Source organism: Actinophytocola sp. (assembly GCF_036555685.1).
Classification (GTDB): Bacteria; Actinomycetota; Actinomycetes; order Mycobacteriales; family Pseudonocardiaceae; genus Actinophytocola.
This window is the reverse complement of record NZ_DATBKY010000298.1, coordinates 15,449-34,130: the sequence shown is the minus strand read 5'-3', so window position 1 is coordinate 34,130 and position 18,682 is coordinate 15,449. Positions and strand designations below refer to the sequence as shown.

General features: G+C 71.4%; 20 protein-coding genes. 16 read left to right on the top strand and 4 right to left on the bottom strand.

What is annotated here, in order from left to right; all coding sequences use genetic code 11:
- Nucleotides 1-61 precede the first annotated feature (61 nt).
- Nucleotides 62-928, top strand: coding sequence for a TIGR03560 family F420-dependent LLM class oxidoreductase (locus VH969_RS30790; RefSeq protein ID WP_331980686.1), 867 nt, complete (start codon nucleotides 62-64; stop codon nucleotides 926-928).
- A gap of 89 nt (nucleotides 929-1,017) precedes the next feature.
- Here VH969_RS30790 and VH969_RS30785 read toward each other — a convergent pair whose 3' ends face one another.
- Together VH969_RS30785 and VH969_RS30780 are read right to left on the bottom strand one after the other, a co-directional pair.
- Nucleotides 1,018-1,698: a response regulator transcription factor gene (locus VH969_RS30785; protein WP_331980684.1), complete on the bottom strand. Its 681-nt coding sequence runs from the start codon at nucleotides 1,696-1,698 to the stop codon at nucleotides 1,018-1,020.
- Nucleotides 1,695-2,906, bottom strand: coding sequence for a sensor histidine kinase (locus VH969_RS30780; RefSeq protein WP_331980682.1), 1,212 nt, complete (start codon nucleotides 2,904-2,906; stop codon nucleotides 1,695-1,697). Before VH969_RS30780 ends, VH969_RS30785 begins: the two co-directional genes overlap by 4 nt.
- 168 nt (nucleotides 2,907-3,074) lie before the next feature.
- Between VH969_RS30780 and VH969_RS30775 the strand changes: the two genes are divergently transcribed.
- Genes VH969_RS30775 through VH969_RS30760 form a run of 4 tightly spaced genes read left to right on the top strand, consistent with a single transcriptional unit; the run spans nucleotide 3,075 to nucleotide 7,617 of the window.
- Nucleotides 3,075-3,602: a DUF1707 SHOCT-like domain-containing protein gene (locus VH969_RS30775; RefSeq protein WP_331980680.1), complete on the top strand. Its 528-nt coding sequence runs from the start codon at nucleotides 3,075-3,077 to the stop codon at nucleotides 3,600-3,602.
- A gap of 33 nt (nucleotides 3,603-3,635) precedes the next feature.
- Nucleotides 3,636-4,208, top strand: coding sequence for a hypothetical protein (locus VH969_RS30770; RefSeq protein ID WP_331980678.1), 573 nt, complete (start codon nucleotides 3,636-3,638; stop codon nucleotides 4,206-4,208).
- The gene (locus VH969_RS30765) at nucleotides 4,205-5,017 is read left to right on the top strand and encodes an ABC transporter ATP-binding protein (protein WP_331980676.1); all 813 of its coding nucleotides are present in this window, start codon (nucleotides 4,205-4,207) and stop codon (nucleotides 5,015-5,017) included. The genes VH969_RS30770 and VH969_RS30765 overlap by 4 nt, the downstream gene beginning before the upstream one ends.
- Entirely contained in the window at nucleotides 5,017-7,617 is a 2,601-nt protein-coding gene (locus VH969_RS30760; protein WP_331980674.1) for an ABC transporter permease, read from the top strand. Before VH969_RS30765 ends, VH969_RS30760 begins: the two co-directional genes overlap by 1 nt.
- A 96-nt stretch (nucleotides 7,618-7,713) precedes the next feature.
- Here VH969_RS30760 and VH969_RS30755 read toward each other — a convergent pair whose 3' ends face one another.
- Complete coding sequence (locus VH969_RS30755; RefSeq protein ID WP_331980672.1) at nucleotides 7,714-8,625, bottom strand: NAD(P)-dependent oxidoreductase; 912 nt, start codon at nucleotides 8,623-8,625, stop codon at nucleotides 7,714-7,716.
- Nucleotides 8,625-9,095 carry an ester cyclase gene (locus VH969_RS30750; protein ID WP_331980670.1) on the bottom strand — a complete coding sequence of 157 codons (471 nt, stop codon included), beginning with the start codon at nucleotides 9,093-9,095 and terminating at the stop codon, nucleotides 8,625-8,627. Before VH969_RS30750 ends, VH969_RS30755 begins: the two co-directional genes overlap by 1 nt.
- A gap of 199 nt (nucleotides 9,096-9,294) precedes the next feature.
- Between VH969_RS30750 and VH969_RS30745 the strand changes: the two genes are divergently transcribed.
- The 11 genes from VH969_RS30745 (at nucleotide 9,295) to VH969_RS30695 (ending at nucleotide 18,674) form a co-directional block, all read left to right on the top strand.
- The gene (locus tag VH969_RS30745; protein ID WP_331980668.1) at nucleotides 9,295-10,356 is read left to right on the top strand and encodes a medium chain dehydrogenase/reductase family protein; all 1,062 of its coding nucleotides are present in this window, start codon (nucleotides 9,295-9,297) and stop codon (nucleotides 10,354-10,356) included.
- A 148-nt stretch (nucleotides 10,357-10,504) separates the two neighbouring features.
- Nucleotides 10,505-10,831 (top strand): TcmI family type II polyketide cyclase, encoded by a 327-nt coding sequence (locus tag VH969_RS30740; protein WP_331980666.1) that lies wholly within the window; start codon nucleotides 10,505-10,507, stop codon nucleotides 10,829-10,831.
- Nucleotides 10,832-10,844: 13 nt separating this feature from the next.
- Nucleotides 10,845-11,090, top strand: a complete 246-nt coding sequence (locus VH969_RS30735) for a phosphopantetheine-binding protein (RefSeq protein ID WP_331980664.1) — start codon at nucleotides 10,845-10,847, stop codon at nucleotides 11,088-11,090.
- A gap of 10 nt (nucleotides 11,091-11,100) precedes the next feature.
- Entirely contained in the window at nucleotides 11,101-11,994 is an 894-nt protein-coding gene (locus VH969_RS30730) for a cupin domain-containing protein (protein WP_331980662.1), read from the top strand.
- Between the two features lie 43 nt (nucleotides 11,995-12,037).
- Nucleotides 12,038-13,318: a beta-ketoacyl-[acyl-carrier-protein] synthase family protein gene (locus tag VH969_RS30725; RefSeq protein ID WP_331980660.1), complete on the top strand. Its 1,281-nt coding sequence runs from the start codon at nucleotides 12,038-12,040 to the stop codon at nucleotides 13,316-13,318.
- The gene (locus VH969_RS30720) at nucleotides 13,315-14,553 is read left to right on the top strand and encodes a beta-ketoacyl synthase N-terminal-like domain-containing protein (protein WP_331980658.1); all 1,239 of its coding nucleotides are present in this window, start codon (nucleotides 13,315-13,317) and stop codon (nucleotides 14,551-14,553) included. The genes VH969_RS30725 and VH969_RS30720 overlap by 4 nt, the downstream gene beginning before the upstream one ends.
- A gap of 88 nt (nucleotides 14,554-14,641) precedes the next feature.
- Nucleotides 14,642-14,965, top strand: a complete 324-nt coding sequence (locus VH969_RS30715; RefSeq protein ID WP_331980656.1) for an antibiotic biosynthesis monooxygenase family protein — start codon at nucleotides 14,642-14,644, stop codon at nucleotides 14,963-14,965.
- 12 nt (nucleotides 14,966-14,977) lie between these two features.
- Nucleotides 14,978-15,445 carry a hypothetical protein gene (locus tag VH969_RS30710; protein ID WP_331980654.1) on the top strand — a complete coding sequence of 156 codons (468 nt, stop codon included), beginning with the start codon at nucleotides 14,978-14,980 and terminating at the stop codon, nucleotides 15,443-15,445.
- A gap of 148 nt (nucleotides 15,446-15,593) precedes the next feature.
- A complete protein-coding gene (locus tag VH969_RS30705; protein WP_331980652.1) occupies nucleotides 15,594-16,772 on the top strand; it encodes an RCC1 domain-containing protein in 1,179 nt (392 codons plus the stop codon).
- Nucleotides 16,773-16,785: 13 nt separating this feature from the next.
- Entirely contained in the window at nucleotides 16,786-17,574 is a 789-nt protein-coding gene (locus tag VH969_RS30700; protein ID WP_331980650.1) for an SDR family NAD(P)-dependent oxidoreductase, read from the top strand.
- 44 nt (nucleotides 17,575-17,618) lie between these two features.
- The gene (locus tag VH969_RS30695) at nucleotides 17,619-18,674 is read left to right on the top strand and encodes a methyltransferase (RefSeq protein ID WP_331980648.1); all 1,056 of its coding nucleotides are present in this window, start codon (nucleotides 17,619-17,621) and stop codon (nucleotides 18,672-18,674) included.
- The last annotated feature ends 8 nt before the right edge of the window (nucleotides 18,675-18,682 follow it).

The window sequence follows — 18,682 nt, the reverse complement described above, 5'->3', positions numbered from 1 at the left end:
GACGCGGGGAACCGCCGGCCGGCCGGCGGTTCCCCGAACCTATGGAGCATGGGGAGTGACGATGCGGGTCAGTATCAGCGTCAGCGACTTCACCTGGCCGGGCGGCGCGGCGGCGATCCGCGCCGAGCTGGGCGCCATCGTCCGGGCCGCGGACCAGGCCGGCGTCGACACGATCTGGCTGCCCGACCACCTGCTCCAGGTCGACCAGCGCAGCTCGCCCGACGCGGAGATGCTGGAGACGTACACGACGCTCGGCTACATCGCGGGGCTGACCGAACGGGTGCGGCTGGGCGCGATGGTCACGCCGGTGACCTACCGCGCGCCCGCGTACGTGATCAAGTCGGTCACCACGCTGGACGTGCTGACCGGTGGGCGGGCCTGGCTCGGCCTCGGCGCCGGCTACAGCGAGGAGGAGGCGAAGGCCGTCAGCCTGCCGTTCCCGCCGGTGGCCGAGCGGTTCGAGCACCTCGAGGAGACGCTGGCGATCGCGTTCCGGATGTGGTCGGGGGACACGACTCCCTTCCACGGCGCGCACTACCGGCTGGAGAACCCGATCTCCAGCCCCGCGCCGCTGACCCGCCCGCACCCGCCCGTGCTGATCGGCGGCATCGGCGAGAAGAAGACCCTGCCGCTGGTGGCCCGGCACGGCGACGCGTGCAACATCGGCGACTACCCGGACGGCGGCAAGACGATCGAGCGCAAGCTCGAGGTGCTCCGGCAGTGCTGCGCGGACGCCGGCAGGCCGTTCGAGGAGATCGACAAGACCGTGAGCACGCGGTTCATCGACGGCGAGTCGCCCGGGGAGTTCACCGAGCGCTGCCACCGGTTCCGCTCGCTCGGCATGGACCACCCGGTGCTGTTCACGTCCTGGACCCGGGCGCGGGCGGAGTCCCTCGCCCCCCTGGTCGAAGCGGCCGCGGCCGTCTAACCGCCCGCCGGGCCCGCCGACGTGACCCCGGGCGACCGTGAGGCCACGCGACCACGGTCGACCGACCATCCGGAACGCGACCGACGCTGTCAGTCCCGGGGAGGCGGGCCGGCCCACCCGGGGCGGACCAGGCCGGACTCGTAGGCCAGCACGACCAGCTGCGCGCGGTCCCGGGCGTTCAGCTTGATCATCGCGCGGCTGACGTGGGTCTTCGCCGTCGCTGGGCTGACCACGAGGCGGGCGGCGATCTCGTCGTTGGTGAGGCCCTCGCCGACCAGCGCCACGACCTCGCGCTCACGCTCGGTCAGCACGTCCAAAGTGGACATCTCGGGCACCTTCTTGGCCTTGGCCGCGAACTCGCCGATGAGCCTGCGGGTCACGCCGGGCGAGAGCAGCGCGTCGCCGCGGGCCACGACGCGGACCGCGTGCAGCAGCTCCACCGGCTCGGTGTCCTTCACCAGGAACCCGCTCGCGCCGAAGCGGATCGCCTCGAAGACGTACTCGTCCTCCTCGAACGTGGTGAGGATGAGGATGTGCACGCCGGTAAGGGCGTCGTTCGCCGAGATGCGCCGGGTCGCCTCCAGGCCGTCGACGTTGGGCATCCGGATGTCCATCAGGATCACGTCTGGCCGGTGCTCGGCGGCCAACGCCACCGCCTCGGCACCGTCGGCGGCCTCGCCGACCACCTCGATGTCCTCCTGCGCCCCCAGCAACACGCGGAAGCCGGCGCGCACCAGCGCCTGGTCGTCCGCGAGCACGACTCGAATCATGCAATCCCGTCCTCGCCCGTGCGCACACTCGCCCGCTGCTTCCCGGTCGGCAGGGTCGCGGTGACCCGGAAGCCGCCGCCCGGGCGCGGCCCGGCGTCGAACGTACCGTTCAGCGCCTCCGCGCGTTGCCGCATGCCGGTGAGGCCGTGGCCGGTGCCGTCGGCGAACGTGCTGCCGGCCCCGCGGCCGTCGTCCTCGACCCGCACGCGGAGCTCGGCCGGCAGGTAGTGCAGGCGCACGGTCGCCTCGCTCGGGCCGGCGTGCCGGTAGGTGTTGGTCAGCGCCTCCTGCACGATCCGCAACGCCGCGGTGTCCACGCCGCTCGGCACCGGCCGCCGCTCGCCCTCCACCTCAAGGTGCACCGTGAGGCCCGCCGAGCGCATCCGCTCGAGCAGCCCGTCGAGCTGGTCGAGGCTCGCCACCGGCTCGCGCGGCGCGCCGCCGGCCTGGTCGACGTCCCGCAGCACGCCGAGGATGTTGCGCAGCTCGACCAGGACCTCCTTGCTGGACGCCTTGATCGCGGTCAGCGCCTCCCGGGCCTGCTCGGGCTGCTGGTCGAGCAGGTGCAGCGCCACGCCGGACTGGACGTTGATCAGCGACACGTGGTGTGCGAGCACGTCGTGCACCTCGCGCGCGATGCGCAGCCGCTCCTCGCTGACCTGCCGGCGCGCCTGCTCCTGCTGCGTCTCCCGGGCCTGCAGCATCTTCTCCCGGCGGGTCCGCGCGACCTCGGCGATCACCATGATCGTGAGCAGCCACGCCGCGGCGCCGGCGGTCTGCGCCAGGCTCGGCTCGAAGTCCGATCTGGTCACGTTGAGCGCGGCCACGATGGCGGCGATGCCGGTCCAGCCGGTCAGCCAGGCCGCGAGCCGCGGGCCGAGCAGCACCGCGTTGAACAGCGCGACGACCACGCTCAGGAACACCGGCCCGAGCGGGTAGCGCAGCGCGAAGTACAGCACGGTGATCGCCAGCACGGCGGCCAGCGTGGCCACCGGGTACCGGCGGCGGAACAGGAGGCAGGCCGGGCCCAGCAGGAGCAGCGCGACGGTCAGCGGGTTCACCACCGTGCCCGCCTGGTCGTGCCAGGCGCCGTACGTGCCGGCCACCTGGATCGCGGCGATCGGCACCACGACCACGAACGGCGGAATGGCACCGAACGGGGGTCCCCACGCGGACCCCCACGGTGGTCGCCGTGGTTGCTCAGCCATACCTGAAACGGTAGAGGAACGCACCGTCACCAGGCACTTCGCGCCTCGGAGTGTTCTCGCGTACGCCCCCGGGAGTACGTCGCGGGGACGGCCACCGCCACGGGCGGTAAGGCAGGTGCCCTCTCGCGTGCGACGACGAGACCCGCGCCGGCGAGGAGATTTGTGGCCATGAACGCGAACCGTGACAACACCAAGACCACCACCAAGACCACCACCGATGTCCGCGCTTCGGACGCCGAGCGCGAGCGGATCGCCAAGATGGTGAGCGATGCCGCGGGTGAGGGCCGGCTGACCCTCGACGAGGCCGAGGAACGCCTGGAGCACATCTACGCCACCAGGTTCCGGCACGAGCTGGACCAGTACATCGCCGACCTGCCGGGTGGCCATCCGGCGGACCGGCGCGGTCCCGGGCCCATCCGCGGTCCGGGCGGCGGCGGGCCGTTCCCGGTCCGGCTGCGGATCCACGCGGCGGTCGCCGTGCTGCTGTCGGTCCTGCTGATCGTTCGCTGGGCGACGCTGGACGTGCCGTTCTTCTTCCCGATCTTCCCGATGTTCTTCCTGTTCGGCAGCCTCGTGCTCCACGCCCGGGTCGTGGGCTGGTCGAGGGCCGGCGGAGGACCGTGGCGCGGGCCATGGGGGCGTCAGCAGTACGGGCCACCATGGAGGACCGAGCGCCCTACCGCACCCGCCGAGTGAGAACCACCACTGATTTCGACGAAGGGGCACACCGTGAGGATCTCTGCACAGGGCAGCGCGGGGATTTCGATGCAGCCGCTGCCGCGGCGAGTGCGCAAGATCTGGCTGGTCCTGCACGTGGTCAGCTCCGTCGGCTGGCTCGGCGTCGAGGTCGCCCTGCTCGCGCTCGGCCTGACCGGCCTGACCGCCGACGACCCGCTGACCGTGCGTGCGATGTGGACCGCCGCGGCGTCGCTCGCGGACACGCTGCTGATGCCCGCCTCGGTGCTGACCGTCCTCACCGGAGTCGTGCTCGGCATGGGCACGAAGTGGGGACTGGCCAAGTACTACTGGGTGTTCGTCAAGCTGGTCATCGGCCTGCTGCTGTTTGTGGCGAGCGCGTTCACCCTCAACGACAACCTGCAGACCGCGGCGGATCTGGCTGCCGCCTCGCACCCGTACAGCGGAGGCGAGGCCATCAGCCTCGCCGGGATGATGTCGGTGATCGGCCTGCTGGGCCTCACCGCCGCGGTGCTCTCGATCACCAAACCCTGGGGTCGCATCAACTGGCGCCGCACGCGCAAGCCGGCGCGCGCCACGCGGACCCGAGCACAGGAGACGTCATGACCACGCTCATCCAGAACACCGTCACCGGCCACGCGGCGAGCGCCACCGGTGTCACCAAGGCCTACGGCACCGGCGCCACCGCGGTCACCGCGCTCGACGACATCTCCGTCGACATCCGGCGCGGCGAGTTCACCGCGATCATGGGCCCGTCCGGGTCCGGCAAGTCCACGCTGATGCACTGCCTCGCCGGGCTCGACACGATCGACGCGGGCGAGATCCGGATCGGCGAGACGCGCCTCGGCGAGCTCGGCGACAAGGGGCTCGCCGACCTGCGGCGCAACCGCGTCGGGTTCATCTTCCAGCAGTTCAACCTGCTGCCGACGCTGTCGGCGGAGGAGAACATCACGCTGCCGCTCGCCATCGCGAAGCGCAAGGTCGACCCGGACTGGTTCGCGACCGTCGTCGACGCGGTCGGCCTGGCCGACCGGCTCACGCACCGGCCGAGCGAGCTGTCCGGCGGGCAGCAGCAGCGCGTCGCGTGCGCCCGCGCGCTGATGTCCAAGCCGGACGTGATCTTCGCCGACGAGCCGACCGGCAACCTGGACTCGCGCTCCAGCACGGAGATCCTGCGGTTCCTGCGCCGGTCGGTACGGGAGTTCAACCAGACCATCGTGATGGTCACCCACGACGCGAACGCGGCCGCCTACGCCGACCGCGTGGTGTTCCTGCTCGACGGCCGGCTCGTGCACGAGCTGCGTGACCCGGCCGCCGACGAGGTGCTGGACACCTTGAAGCGTCTCGATTCCTACGGTGACTCGTCCGGCGACTCCTACGCGGACGCGCCCGGCCACGACGAATCGGGGCAGTGATGTTGAAGGCAGCGTTGAAGGGGCTGCTCGCCCGCAAGCTGCGGCTGACACTGGCCGGGCTCGCCGTCGTGCTCGGCGTGATGGCGGTGTCCGCCGCCATGATCACGACCACGACGATCGGCAGCGGGTTCGACTCGATCTTCCAGACGGTCAACTCCGGCGTCGACGTCTCGGTCAGCGGCAAGTCCAACGTGGACCCGGGCATGGGCGGCAAGGGCTTCACCCCGCCGGTGCCGGCGTCCGTGGTGGACGAGATCGAGAAGGTGCCGGGCGTGGCCAAGGCGGTCGGCGAGGTGTCGACCGACGGGGCGCGCCCGATCGGCCCGGACGGCAAGGTCATCAGCGTGCAGGGGCCGCCGCGGTTCGGCAAGGCGTGGCACGGCGAGGCCGGCATGGTCCGGCTGCGGCAGGGCCGCGGGCCGGCCGCGCCGGACGAGGTCGCGATCAACGCGGGCCTGGCCGAGCTCGGCGGGTACGAGGTCGGCGGCACGATCGACGTGCTGACCCTGCAGCCGCGCAAGACGTTCCACGTCGTCGGCGTCTACGGGTTCAGCAACGGGCTCGACACGCTCGGCGGCAGCACGGAGGTGTCGTTCACCGAACCGGTTGCCCAGCAGCTCATGCTGGGCAAGCAGGACACGTTCAGCTCGATCACGGTGACCGCGGCCGCGGGCGTCACGCCCGAGCAGCTGAAGGACCGCGTCGCGGACGCCGTCGGGTCGGGCTACCTCACGCGCACCGGTGACGAGCTGGCCGACCAGACGGCGGCGGACGGCAAGGCGTTCCTCGACATCGTCCGCATCGTCCTGCTCGGCTTCTCCGGGCTGTCGCTGCTGGTCGGCATCTTCCTGATCCTCAACACGTTCTCGATCCTCGTCGCGCAGCGCACGGGCGAGCTGGCCCTCATGGCCGCGCTCGGCGCCCGGCGGCGGCAGATCGTCGGCGCGGTGCTCGTCGAGGCCACGCTGGTCGGTTCGATCGCGTCGGTCGCCGGCATCGGGCTGGGGCTGGGCGTGTCCGTCCTGCTGAAGTCCGTGATGGAGGCCAACAGCGGCGCGCAGCTGCCGGTCGGGCTGATCGTGCCGGCCGGGGACCTGGTGCTGGCGTTCGTGCTCGGCGTGGCGGTCACGCTGGTGGCCGCGCTCCTGCCGGCGATCCGCGCCTCGCGGGTGCCGCCGGTGGCGGCGATGCGCGCGTCGGCCGCGGAGCAGCGGTCGCTGGCGCGGATCACCGTGCTTGGCGCGGTGCCGTTCGTGCTGGGCGTCGCCGGGATGGTCGCGAGCGTCGTCAGCGACCTCGACGGGTACCGGTGGGCGGTGCTCGGCGGCGGCGTCGGGCTGGCGCTGCTCGGGCTGGCGCTGCTCACGCCGGTCGCGTCGCGGGTGCTGCTGCCGGCCGTCGGCCGCCTGCTGAGCTGGTCGATGCCGGGCAAGCTGGGCCGGCGCAACGCCGAGCGCAACCCGCGCCGCACGGCGATCACGGTCGCCACGCTGGTCGTGACGCTCGGCCTGGTCGGCGGCGTCGGCGTGGTCGCGGAGTCGCTGCGCAAGGACGTGACGACCCGGGTGGGCTCGGACCTCGCGGCCGACTTCGTGATCTCCGGCGACGGCGTGACCGGCAAGGCCGGCGGCCAGGGCGGTGGCCCGCCGACGGCCGCGGACGGGCGCATCATGCCGACGTTCGAGCCGTCAGTGATCACCGACGCCCGCGCGCTGCCCGGCGTCGCCGAGGCCACCGCGCAGTACGTCGACACGGTGCAGGTGTCCGGCGCGGCCGGCAAGCGGGCGACGACCCCGGCGAACGCGGGCTCCGTGACGGAGCTCCGCGGGGTGCTGGGCCTGGAGCGGGTGTCCGGGTCGCTGCGGGACCTGCGGTCCGGCGAGGTCGTGGTGGACTCGAAGACCCTGACCGAGCTGGGCCGCGAGGTCGGCGGCACGGTCGAGGTCGCCACCCAGCGCGGCGGCTGGCAGACCTACCGCATCGTCGGCAGCTACAAGCCGAACTTCACGCTCAACGGCCCGGTGCTGGCGCCGGCGGACGCGCAGCGGCAGTTCGTGTCCGACCAGCCGGCGATGGGCTACGTGAAGCTGCGGCCCGGCGCGGACGTGGCCGCGGTCAAGAAGGGCCTGACCGGCCTCGTGGCCGGCAACCCGGAGGTCGCGGTGCAGGACCAGACCCAGGCGGCGGCCGACGCGTCGAGCCAGGTCGACATCGCCGAGGTGATGCTCTACGTCCTGCTGGGACTGTCCGTGGTGATCGGCGTGCTGGGCATCGTCAACACGATGGCCCTGTCCATCCTGGAGCGCACGCGTGAGCTCGGGCTGCTGCGGGCGGTCGGGATGCGGCGCTCGCACATGGTGCACATGGTCGTCGCCGAGTCCGTCGTGATCGCCGTGTTCGGCGGGCTGCTCGGGCTGGTGTTCGGCGGGCTGGCCGGGGCGGCCGTGGTGTCGGTGGCCGGGCTCGCCGAGCTGGCGGTGCCGTGGACCTCGCTCGCCGTGTTCCTGGGCCTGTCGGTCGTGGCCGGGCTGCTCGCCGCGCTCGCGCCCTCGGCCCGCGCGGCCAAGGTCAACGTCCTGTCCGCGATCGCCTACGAGTAACCCCGCGAGTCCAACGCCCAGACTCCGCGAGTCCAACGCCCAGGGGCAGGCCCTGGGCGTTGGACTCACCCGGCCGGAACGTTGGACTCGCGGGTGTCAGGCGGCGGCTTCGCCGGGGGGTGGGTAGTGGGCGAGGCCCGAGATCTGCTCCATGTAGGCCAGCAGGGCGGCCACGTCGTGCTCGCCCAGGCCGGCGTTCGTCGCCGCGGTGAGCCAGTCGTAGCTCGCGGCGGTGGTCGGCATCGGCACGCCGAGCCGCTGGGTCTGTGCCAGCACCAGGCCCAGGTCCTTGCGCATCAGCTTCAGCCGGAAGTCCGGCTTCTCGAACGCGCGCCGGGCCATCGCGCCGGCCTTGAACTTCATCATCGGCGAGCTGTAGCCGCCCGCCGCGATCAGCTTGATCAGCGCGGCGCGGTCCAGGCCGGCGCGCTCGCCGAACACGATCGCCTCGGTCAGGGCCAGCATCTGCACGCCCATCAGCAGGTTCAGCGCCAGCTTGGCGGTCGCGCCCATCCCGGACGGTCCCAGGTGGACGATCTCCTTCGCCAGCGGCTCGAGTGCCGGGGTCAGCGACTCGACGTCGGCGTCCGCGCCGCCGATCATGAACCGCAGCTCGCCGTCGCGGGCGTGCTGGGCGTTGCCCAGGACGCAGGCGTCGACGCCGCGGTGGCCGGTCTCGGCGAGCCGGGACCGCAGCGACTGCGCGAACTCCGGCGCCACGGTCGACAGGTCCGCGACGATCGCCCCGCTCGGCAGCGTCTCGACCACGCCGTCGGGGCCGAACAGCAGCTGCTCGACGACCTCGCTCGTGGCGAGCGAGGTGAAGACGACGTCCGCGCCGGCGGCGGCCGCGGCGGGGGTCGCCGCGAGGACCGCGCCTTCGGACTCCAGGGCCTCGCCGCGGGAGCGGGTCCGGTTGTAGACGGTCACCGGCCGGCCGGCCGCGAGCAGGCGGGAGGCCATCCCCCCGCCCATCGCGCCGAGGCCGATGAACGCGATGCCGGCCATCAACTTGCCTTCGGCAGTGCCACGCCCTCGGGCGGCGCCGCGCCGGCCGGCGGCGTCGGCTCGGCGACGATGCCGAGCTCGAACAGGATCCGCGGGAAGTCGTCGCTGATCCACGACTCGACGACCTGGCCGTCGCGCACGCGGTGCAGGTCGACGCCCTCGACTACGAACGACTCGCCGGTCGGCGGCATCCACATCAGCGGGCCGGTGTGCGTACCCGTCGTGCGGAAGCGCAGCCCGACGAGGTCGCCGCTCGCGAACATCTCCTGGATGCCGCAGGTGAAGTCCGGGAAGGCCTGCTTCCAGAACTCGACGGCCATCTTGAACGCCTCCGGCCCCTTCGGCAGCTGCAGGCCCGCGGTGTGCACCTCGTACTCCGGGGAGAACACGTCGTCGACGAAGGAGAGGTTTCCCTTGTTCAGCCCTTCTTCGGTCACGTACCGGACCAGTTCGATGTTCTCTTCGGACATCGGAAAAGACCTCCGCGGGTCGGCAGAATTGCGTGGTCCACCTTATTCGCCGGGAAATCCCGGCCGCGTCTCCCTGTCGTCCCAAGGGAATGGGAACTACGCCCGTACACACCGGGAACCGCTCCCGGATTCATTGTCGGTCCAATTCGCCGCTGCTAGCGTCGGCGGAGAGGAAATTGTCTTCGACGGAGGCCGAGAGATGCAGACCACCCAGGTTTACGCGGTCAACCGGGACACGACGAACTGCCTCGAGGTGCGCACCGAACAGATCGCGGAACCGCCCGCGGGTCACGTGCGGATCCAGGTCGAGGCGGCCGGCGTCTCCTACGGCGACCTGCTGTTCCAGCGCGGCGTGGTGCCCGGCGGCCCGAAGCCGCCGTTCGTGCCCGGCTGCGACCTCACCGGAGTCGTCGAGTCCGTCGGCGCGGGCGTCACGGGCCTCGAGCCGGGGCAGCGCGTGGCCGCTCTCGTCGTGAAGGGGGGCTACACCACGGCGATCAACCTGCCCGCGCAGCGAGTGGTGCCGGTGCCCGACGGCGTCGGCGCGGTCAACGTCGCGGCGGTGTCGCTGAACTACTTCATCGCCTACCAGATGCTGCACCGGGTGGCGCAGGTGCGCTCCGGGCAGCGCATCCTGGTGCACGGCGCGTCCGGCGGTGTCGGTCTCGCGTTCCTGCAGCTGGCCGAGCACGTCGGCGGCGTGACGGTGTTCGGCACCGCGTCGGCGGCCAACCTCGACGTCGTGCGCCGGCACGGCGCGGTCGCCATCGACTACCGCGCCGAGGACTTCGCGAACGTCGTGCGCGGCTCGGTCAGCGACGGCGAGCTGAACCCGTTCACCGCGTACGACGAGAACGGCACCGTGGACGCGGCGTTCGACCCCATCGGCGGCCCGCACTTCTGGCGCTCCTACAGCGTCCTGGCCCGCGGTGGCAGGCTCGTCGCGTACGGCCAGAACGACGCCCTGCGTGACGGCAAGCCCAACGCGTTCATCGGGCTGGTGGGCTTCCTCGGTGGCATCGTGGCGCCGAAGCTCCGGCCGGACGGCCGCAAGACCGGGTTCTACAACGCCTGGTCGCTGGAGAAGAAGGAGCCGCAGGCCTACCGCGAGGACCTCACCGAGGTGCTGAACCTGGTGTCCGCGGACAAGATCGCGCCGCGGTCGGTCCGCACGGTCACGATGTCCGAGATCCCGGCCGCGTTCGCCGACCTCGAGCGGGGCCGCGTCACCGGCAAGATCGTGCTCGACTGCACCGCCTGAACCGGCGGTCCGAACGGCGCCTTCCCGCACCGGAAGGCGCCGTTCGCGCGTCCGGGGCGGGAAACCGCCCAGTGGGTCGGGACGCCCGACTCATGACCACGGGACTGGACTTCCCGCATGCTCGGGGAAAAGGCAATCGAGGGCTGGAGTGACTGGCGTGCACCGATCATTGATAGTCGCGCGAATGATGCCCGGATCGACCGACGAGGTCGCGCGCATCTGGGCCGAGTCCGACGCGACCGAGCTGCCCCGGCTGGCGGACGTCACCCACCGTTCACTGTGGACACTCGGGGACGTCTACATCCAGCTGCTGGAGACCGAGAACCCGGGCCAGGAGACGATCAACCGGATCAAGGACCACCCGGAGTTCGTGCGCATCAGCGACCGGCTCAGCGAGTACATCTCGCCCTACCTGTCCACCTGGCGTTCGCCCAAGGATGCCCAGGCTCAGTGCTTCTACACCTACGAGAAATAGGGAGAGAGCCCCAATGGCGAACGTGACGTTCTCCGACATCGAGGCCCTGCTCGTCTCGAAGGTCGGCCTGGCGCAACAGGTCCTGGCCGACAACCCCGAGGGCACGCTCGAGGACCTCGGCCTCGACTCGCTGGCCGTCCTCGAGCTGCAGATCGTGATCACGAAGCAGTACGGGATCGAGATCCCCGACGAGTCGGGCGAGCTGAACGTCGGCGAGATCGTCGACTTCATCAACACCGCCAACCAGCAAGCCGCATAGGGGAGTCGACATGGCAGGGCACACCGACAACCAGATCCGCATCGAGGCGCCGTTCCAGCTCGTCTGGGACATCACCAACGACGTGGCGAACTGGCCGAACCTGTTCACCGAGTACGCCGCCACCGAAGTGCTGAGCGAGGACGGGAACACGATCACCTTCCGGCTCACCATGCACCCGGACGACAACGGCGTCACGTGGAGCTGGGTCAGCGAGCGCACGCGGTACCTCGACGAGAAGCGCACGCACAGCCACCGCATCGAGACCGGCCCGTTCGAGTACATGAACCTCGACTGGTACTACGAGGAGGTCGAGGGCGCGATCATCCTGCGCTGGGTGCAGGACTTCCACATGAAGGACACCGCACCGGTGGACGACGAGTGGATGGTCGCCAACATCAACAAGAACTCCGTGGTCCAGCTGCAGATCATCAAGGACAAGATCGAGAAGATCCATCACTCCAAGCGCGCGTCCGCGGACAACGTGGTCTCGATCCACGACTGCCCGGCCGACCACCGCCGGGGCGGCACGATCCAGACGCTGCTCTCGCCGCGGACGGTCGGCAGCACGTCCGGCTTCATGGGCGGCGCGACGCTGGCGCGGGGCGAGGCGATCGCCGAGCACCTGCACCCGTACAGCGAGGAGTTCGTGTTCTGCATCAGCGGCGAGCTCGAGGTCGACGTCGAGGACAAGATCATCTCGGTGCCCGCGGGCAGCGCGATCCTGGTGCCGAAGGAGAAGCGCCACCGCCTGCGCAACGTGGGCGACGGCGAGGCGTTCGCCGTGTTCCACCTCGGCCCGCTCGCCCCGCGCCCCGAGCTCGGCCACAAGGACACCGAGACCCGCGAGGAGGCCGCCGCGGTCGCGGCGCGCATCCTCGCGGAGCGCCAGAGGAAGGCTGCGTGAGCGGCAGCGGAGGCGCGCGGGTAGCGCGGGAGCGGAGCGAACCATGGGCACAGTGAGTCCGTATCGGAGGGTGGTCGTGACCGGGGTCGGCGTGGTCGCTCCCGGTGGCGTCACCCGCGACCAGTTCTGGGACACGCTGACCGCCGGCCGCACCGCGACCCGGCGTATCACGTTCTTCGACGCCAGCAAGTTCCGCTCCCGGGTGGCGGCCGAGGCCGACTTCGACCCCGTCGCGGCTGGGCTCTCCGCGCAGGAGATCCGGCGCGCCGACCGTTACGTCCAGTTCGGACTCGCCGGCGCCGCCGAGGCGCTCGCCGAGTCGGGTCTGGAGCTGACCGAGGAGACGCTCGAGAACACCGGCGTCGTGATGGGTTCCGCGGTCGGCGGCACGATGGCGCTCGAGGACGAGTACGTCGCCGTGTCGAACACCGGCCAGGAGTGGCTGGTGGACCACACGTACGGCGGCCCGTTCCTCTACCAGGCGCTGATCCCGAGCAGCCTGGCCGGCGACATCGCGCACCGGTACGGCACGCACGGGCCGTCCCAGGTCGTGTCCACCGGGTGCACGTCGGGCATCGACGCGATCGGCTACGCGTTCAACCTCGTGCAGGACGGCGAGGCGGACGTGATCATCGCGGGGGCGTCGGACAGCCCGATCTCCCCGGTCACGGTGTCCTCGTTCGACGCGATCAAGGCGACCACGCCGGAGAACGACGACCCCGAGCACGCCTCCCGCCCGTTCGACGCGACCCGCAAGGGCTTCGTGATGGGCGAGGGCGGCGCCGTGCTGATCCTCGAGGAGCTCGAGCACGCGAGGGCACGCGGCGCGAAGGTCTACTGCGAGGTCACCGGGTACGCGAGCCGGTCCAACGGGTTCCACATGACGGGCCTTCGCCCGGACGGGCTGGAGATGGCCGAGGCCATCCGGGTCTCGCTGGCGCAGGGCCGGACGAACCCGACCGACGTGGACTACATCTGCGCGCACGGTTCGGGCACCAAGCAGAACGACCGGCACGAGACCGCCGCGTTCAAGCGGTCGCTCGGCGACCACGCGTACCGCACGCCGGTCAGCTCGATCAAGTCGATGATCGGCCACTCGCTCGGCGCGATCGGCGCGATCGAGATGGCCGCGTGCGCGCTGACCATCGACCGGGGCGCGATCCCGCCGACCGCCAACTGGTCGGAGCGCGACCCGGAGTGCGATCTGGACTACACGCCGAACACCGCGCGCGAGGCGAAGGTCGACGTGGCGCTGTCGGTGGGCAGCGGCTTCGGCGGCTTCCAGTCGGCGATGGTGTTCAGCCGCTTGAAGGAGGCAGCGTGACTGACGCACGCGCGGTGATCACCGGGATCGGGGTCATCGCCCCGTCCGGGATCGGTGCGGACGAGCACTGGAAGTCCATCCTGGACGGTGGCAGCCGGCTGAGCCGCATCAGCCGGTTCGACCCGGCGGGCTACCCGGTGACGCTGGCCGGCGAGGTGCCGGACTTCGACGCCGACGAGTTCGTCAACGCCCGGCTCAAGGTCGCGACGGATCGGTGGACCTGGCACGGCTTCGCGGCCACCCAGGAGGCGCTGGACGACTCCGGGCTCGACCTGTCCACCCTGGACCCGTACGACACCGCGGTCGCGCTGGCGAGCTCGTCCGGCGGCAACGAGTTCGGCCAGGGCGAGCTGCAGGCGCTCTGGTCGGAGCCGGACGGCAAGGTCAGCGTGTACCAGTCGATCGCGTGGTTCTACGCCGCGAGCGTCGGGCAGATCTCGATCCTGCACCAGCTCAAGGGCCAGTGCAGCGTGCTGGTCGCGGAGGCCGCGGGTGGGCTGGACAGCTTCGCGCAGGCCACCCGGACCATCCGGCGCGGCACGAAGATGGTGCTGGCCGGCGGCACCGAGGGCCCGCTGTCGCCGTACGCCCTGACCTGCCAGCTGAGCAGTGGCCGGCTGTCGGTGGGCACCGACCCGGAACGGGCGTACCTGCCGTTCGACGCGGCCGCGGCCGGCTACGTGATGGCCGAGGGCGGCGCGGTGCTGGTGGTCGAGGACCTCGCGCACGCGAAGGCCCGCGGCGCGGACATCTACGGCGAGGTTCTCGGCTGGGCGGCCACCCACGACGGGAAGGCGAGCCGGCCGGGCTACGGCGGCGACGCCGGGCAGCTTGCCCGCGCGATGCGGGTCGCGCTGCGGCGCGCCGGCCGCACGGCGTCCGATGTGGACGTCGTGTTCCCGGACGCGCTCGGTGTGCCCGAGTGCGACCGGGTCGAGGCGGCCGCGATCCGCGAGGTGCTCGGCGACGAGGTGCCGGTGACCACGCAGAAGGCGCAGCTGGGCCGGATGTACCAGGGCGGCGCCGCGGTCGACGTGACCACCGCGCTGCAGGCCATGCGCTACGACATGCTGCCGGCCACCCATGGGCTCACCGACGTGGCGCCGGGCGCGGAGCTCAACTTCGTGCGCGAGCCGGTCGCCCGCCGGACGTCCACGGCGCTGGTCACCGCGCGCGGGTTCGACGGGTACAACACCGCGCTCGTGGTGGGCCGCTACGAAGAGGAGACAACATGACAACGGGACGCAACCCAGCCACGAGTACGTGCCGAACCGCAGGACATCGGCCCAAGGCGGCAAGGGTCAATTCCGGGGGGGCGGAATAGTGCGCGCGCGGATCGTCTTCCTCATCCGTGTGCCGGAGGAGAACCGCGAGCGGTTCCTGACCGCCTACGAGCGGATCCGCTACCAGGTCGCCGAGGGCGTCCCCGGCCACCTCCGCGACCAGGTCTGCCAGTCCACTTCGGACCCGGAGCAGTGGCTCATCACGAGCGAGTGGGAGTCGCTGGACGACTTCGTCGCGTGGGAGCAGAGCCCGGGGCACCGCGAGCTGGCCGGGCCGATGCGGGCCTGCATGACCGAGGCCAGGTCGATCAAGTTCGTGGTCCGGGAAGAGACCAGCAAGCACGAGCGCCGGCTCGCCGGCTGATTCGAGGCAACGATGAACACCACCCTCACCATCCTGAGCATCTGGGTGCTCGGCGCGTCCGGCATCCAGCTGGGCACGCTGTGGATCATGAAGCTGTCGATCCTCCCGCTGCTCAACACGCTGCCGTACAGCCGGTACGTCAACACCTCCCAGCTGATCGACATGCACGTGTTCCACCCGATCGCGGTGTGGAGCGGCGTCATCGCCGGCAGCCTCGGCGTGGTCGCGGCGTTCGTCACGTCGTCCACGGCGGCGACCGTCTTCTTCCTCGTCGGCTCGTTCGGCATGCTCGGCGTCGGCCTGACGTCCGAGGGCGTGAACCGGCCGATCTGGCGGCAGATCGAGAAGTGGCCGGTCGACACCGTCGAGGACGAGAACTGGGCCGGCAAGCGGCACATCTGGCACCTCGCGCACGTGGTGCGCACGTACTTCGCGATCGTCGCGGTCGTCGCCTACATCGGCGCGTGCCTCGCGATCTGACGAGCGATCCGGCCAGCCGGCCGAGAAGAGAAGCCCCACGCGTCCGCGGGACGGGTTCCCCAGCGGGCCGGGACCGCGGGCCCACGACGGTGGGACCGCCGGGACCGACCGTGGAGCCGGGCGGACGCCGCAAACGAGAGGAACAGGAATGACTGAGATCGTCAGCGCGTGGGGTGACAACTCCAACGGCCAGCTCGGCGACGGCGGCACCAGGGGGCGCTACTTCCCCGCACCCGTCCCCGGTCTCGAGGGTGTGCGCACCGTCGAGTCGGGCAGCGGGCACGTCGTCGCGCTGCTCGAGGACGGCACCGCCCTGTCCTGGGGCCGCAACGCCTTCGGACAGGTCGGCAACGGCACGGTCGAGGTCAACGCGCACGCCCCGGCGCCGGTGACCGGCCTGACCGGCATCAAGGACGTCGTCCCCGGCGGCGGCCAGACCCTGTACCTGCTCGAGGACGGCACCGTGTGGGGCGCGGGCGGCGGCTTCTTCGGCCTGCTGGGCCCGGCGAACCTGCGGCTGCACCCCGTGCCGGTCCGGGTGGACGGCATCGACGAGGTGGTCTCGCTGATCTCCGGCGGCGGGCACGCGATCGCGCTGCGCGCCGACGGCAGCGTGTGGACCTGGGGCCGCGACGACTACGGCCAGCTCGGCGACGGCCCGGACGCGAACGACCGGGTGCCCGGGCGGGCCTACCAGGAGCACGCCGGCCGCGGGTACGACAGCCGCCCGGCGCCGCACCCGATCGAGGGGCTCGGCGAGGTCCGCGCGCTGGCCGCGGGCGGCGGGCACAGCGTGGCCATCCAGACCGACGGCACCGTGTGGACCTGGGGCGACAACGATCGCGGCCAGCTCGGCCACGGCGACCGGGAGCACCTGTCGAGCCCGAAGAAGGTCGAGGGCATCACCACCGCGGTCGCCGCGACCTGCGCCTACCACCACACGGTCGTCCTGCTGGAGGACGGCACGCTGCGCGCGTTCGGCATCAACGACCGCGGCCAGCTCGGCGACGGCACCACCGAGGACAAGCTCACGCCGGTGGAGGTCAAGGGGCTGGCCCGGGTCAAGTACGTGACGGGCACCGGCGGTGGCGGCGAGGTCAACCCGGGCAACTACGGCCACACGCTCGCGCTGCTCGAGGACGGCACCGTCTGGGCCTGGGGCTGCAACGACAAGGGCGAGCTGGGCAACGGCAACACCGACCGGCGCGTGGTCGCCGAGCCGGTCCCGGGCCTGACCGGGGTCCGGCACGTCACCGTCGGCGGCGAGGTCCCGATCTCCCGCGAGAACCCGGGCGGCGGCTACGCACTCGCCATCCACAGCGCGTGAGGGGATGAGACAGATGGTCGACACGATCGGCGCGCTGAACAAGCCGCTCGCGGGCAAGCGGGCGCTGATCGCCGGCGGCGAGGGCGAGATCGGCAGCGTGATCAGCGCCGGGATCGCCGCGGACGGCGCGGACGTCGCCGTCGCCGGCCTGGAGAAGGACAAGTGCCAGGCGGTGGCCGACCGGCTCGCGACCGACGGCAACCGGACCGCCGGCTACGGGTTCGACATCACCGATCCGTCCAGTGTGGACGGGCTGGTGGACGAGATCGTGCAGGACTGGGGCGGCATCGACATCCTGGTCAACTGCGTCGGCATCCTCAAGGTCAACATGGCCGAGAACTTCGACGCGGCCGAGTGGCGCACCGTGGTGGACATCAACCTCACCGGTGCGTTCCTGCTGACCCAGGCCGTCGGCAAGGCGATGATCAAGACCGGCGAGGGCGGCCGCATCGTGCACATGACCTCCGTGCGCGGCAGCATCGGACTGGCCATCGGTGGTTTCTCCGCCTACGGCGCCAGCAAGGCCGGGGTGCACCTGCTGATCAAGCAGCTCGCCTCGGAGTGGGGCAAGCACCAGATCTCGATCAACGGCGTCGGCTCCGGCTTCGTGCGGACCGCGCTGTCCGAGGCGGCGCTGCAGAACCCCGACTTCGCGAACATGGTCGCCGCGCGCACACCGCTCGGCCGGGTGGCGGAGATCCAGGAGGTCGCGAACACCGCGATCTACCTCGCCGGCGCGCGCTCGAGCTTCATCACCGGCCAGATCCTCTACGTCGACGGCGGCCTGTCCGCCTCGCAATGACATCGCAGTGACGTGTCAGTGACGTGTCAGAGAAAGGCACAGCCATGACCAACCCCGGCTCGTACGCCCTGCCTTACGACGGCGAGGCGCCGCCGCCCATGCAGATGATGGAGATGCTCTACGGCGCGCTGGCCACGCAGATGATCTCGGTGGCCGCCGAGCTCGGCGTCGCCGACGCGCTCGCCGACGGCCCGCGCCCGGTCGCGGAGCTGGCCACGGCGGTCGGTGCCGACGAGGTGGCCCTGTTCCGGCTGCTGCGCGGGCTGGCTGGGCTGGGCGTGTTCACCGAGACCGCGCCGCGCGAGTTCGGGCTGAACCCCCTCGGCGAGACGCTGCGCTCCGGGGTCAAGGGCTCGATGAAGGAGATCGCCCAGGACGTCGGCGGCCGCACCCGGCTGACCGCGTACGCGGAGCTGGCGCACAGCGTCCGCACCGGCGAGCCGGCGTTCGAGAAGGCGCACGGCACCTCGATGTGGAACTACCTGCAGACCCACCCCGAGGAGGTCGCGCTCTTCGGCAAGGCCATGGGCAACCTGGCGAGCGAGGCGCACTCGGTCGCGTTCGCCAACTACGACCTGTCCGACGCGCGGCACCTGGTCGACATCGCCGGCGGCGAGGGCTGGCTGATCGCGGCGGTCGCGCCGCACTACCCGAACCTCAAGGCCACCGTGTTCGACGAGGGACACGTCGTGCACGCGGCCGGGGAGCTGTTCGCCCGGGTGGGGATCGCGGACCGCGCGTCCGGCGTCGCCGGCGACATGTTCGAGTCGGTGCCCGCGGGCGGGGACGTCTACGTGCTGTCCTCGATCCTGTTCAGCTACGACGACCCCGAGGCCGGCAAGGTGCTGAGCAACATCCGCGAGGCCATGGACCCCGGCGGGCGGATCCTGATCCTCGAGCCGGTACTGCCCGACGGCAACGGCCCGCACCCCGGCAAGCTGCTCGACGTCACCCAGCTCGCGCTGCACCGCGGCGGCATCCGCACGGTGGCCGAGTGGGAGCGGCTTTTCGCCTCCTGCGGCCTGAAACTCGCCGAGACGCGCGTCATGTGGCCGGCCGGACCCACCGACATGATCATCGCCGTCCCGGCCGACCAGTGAGGACCTGA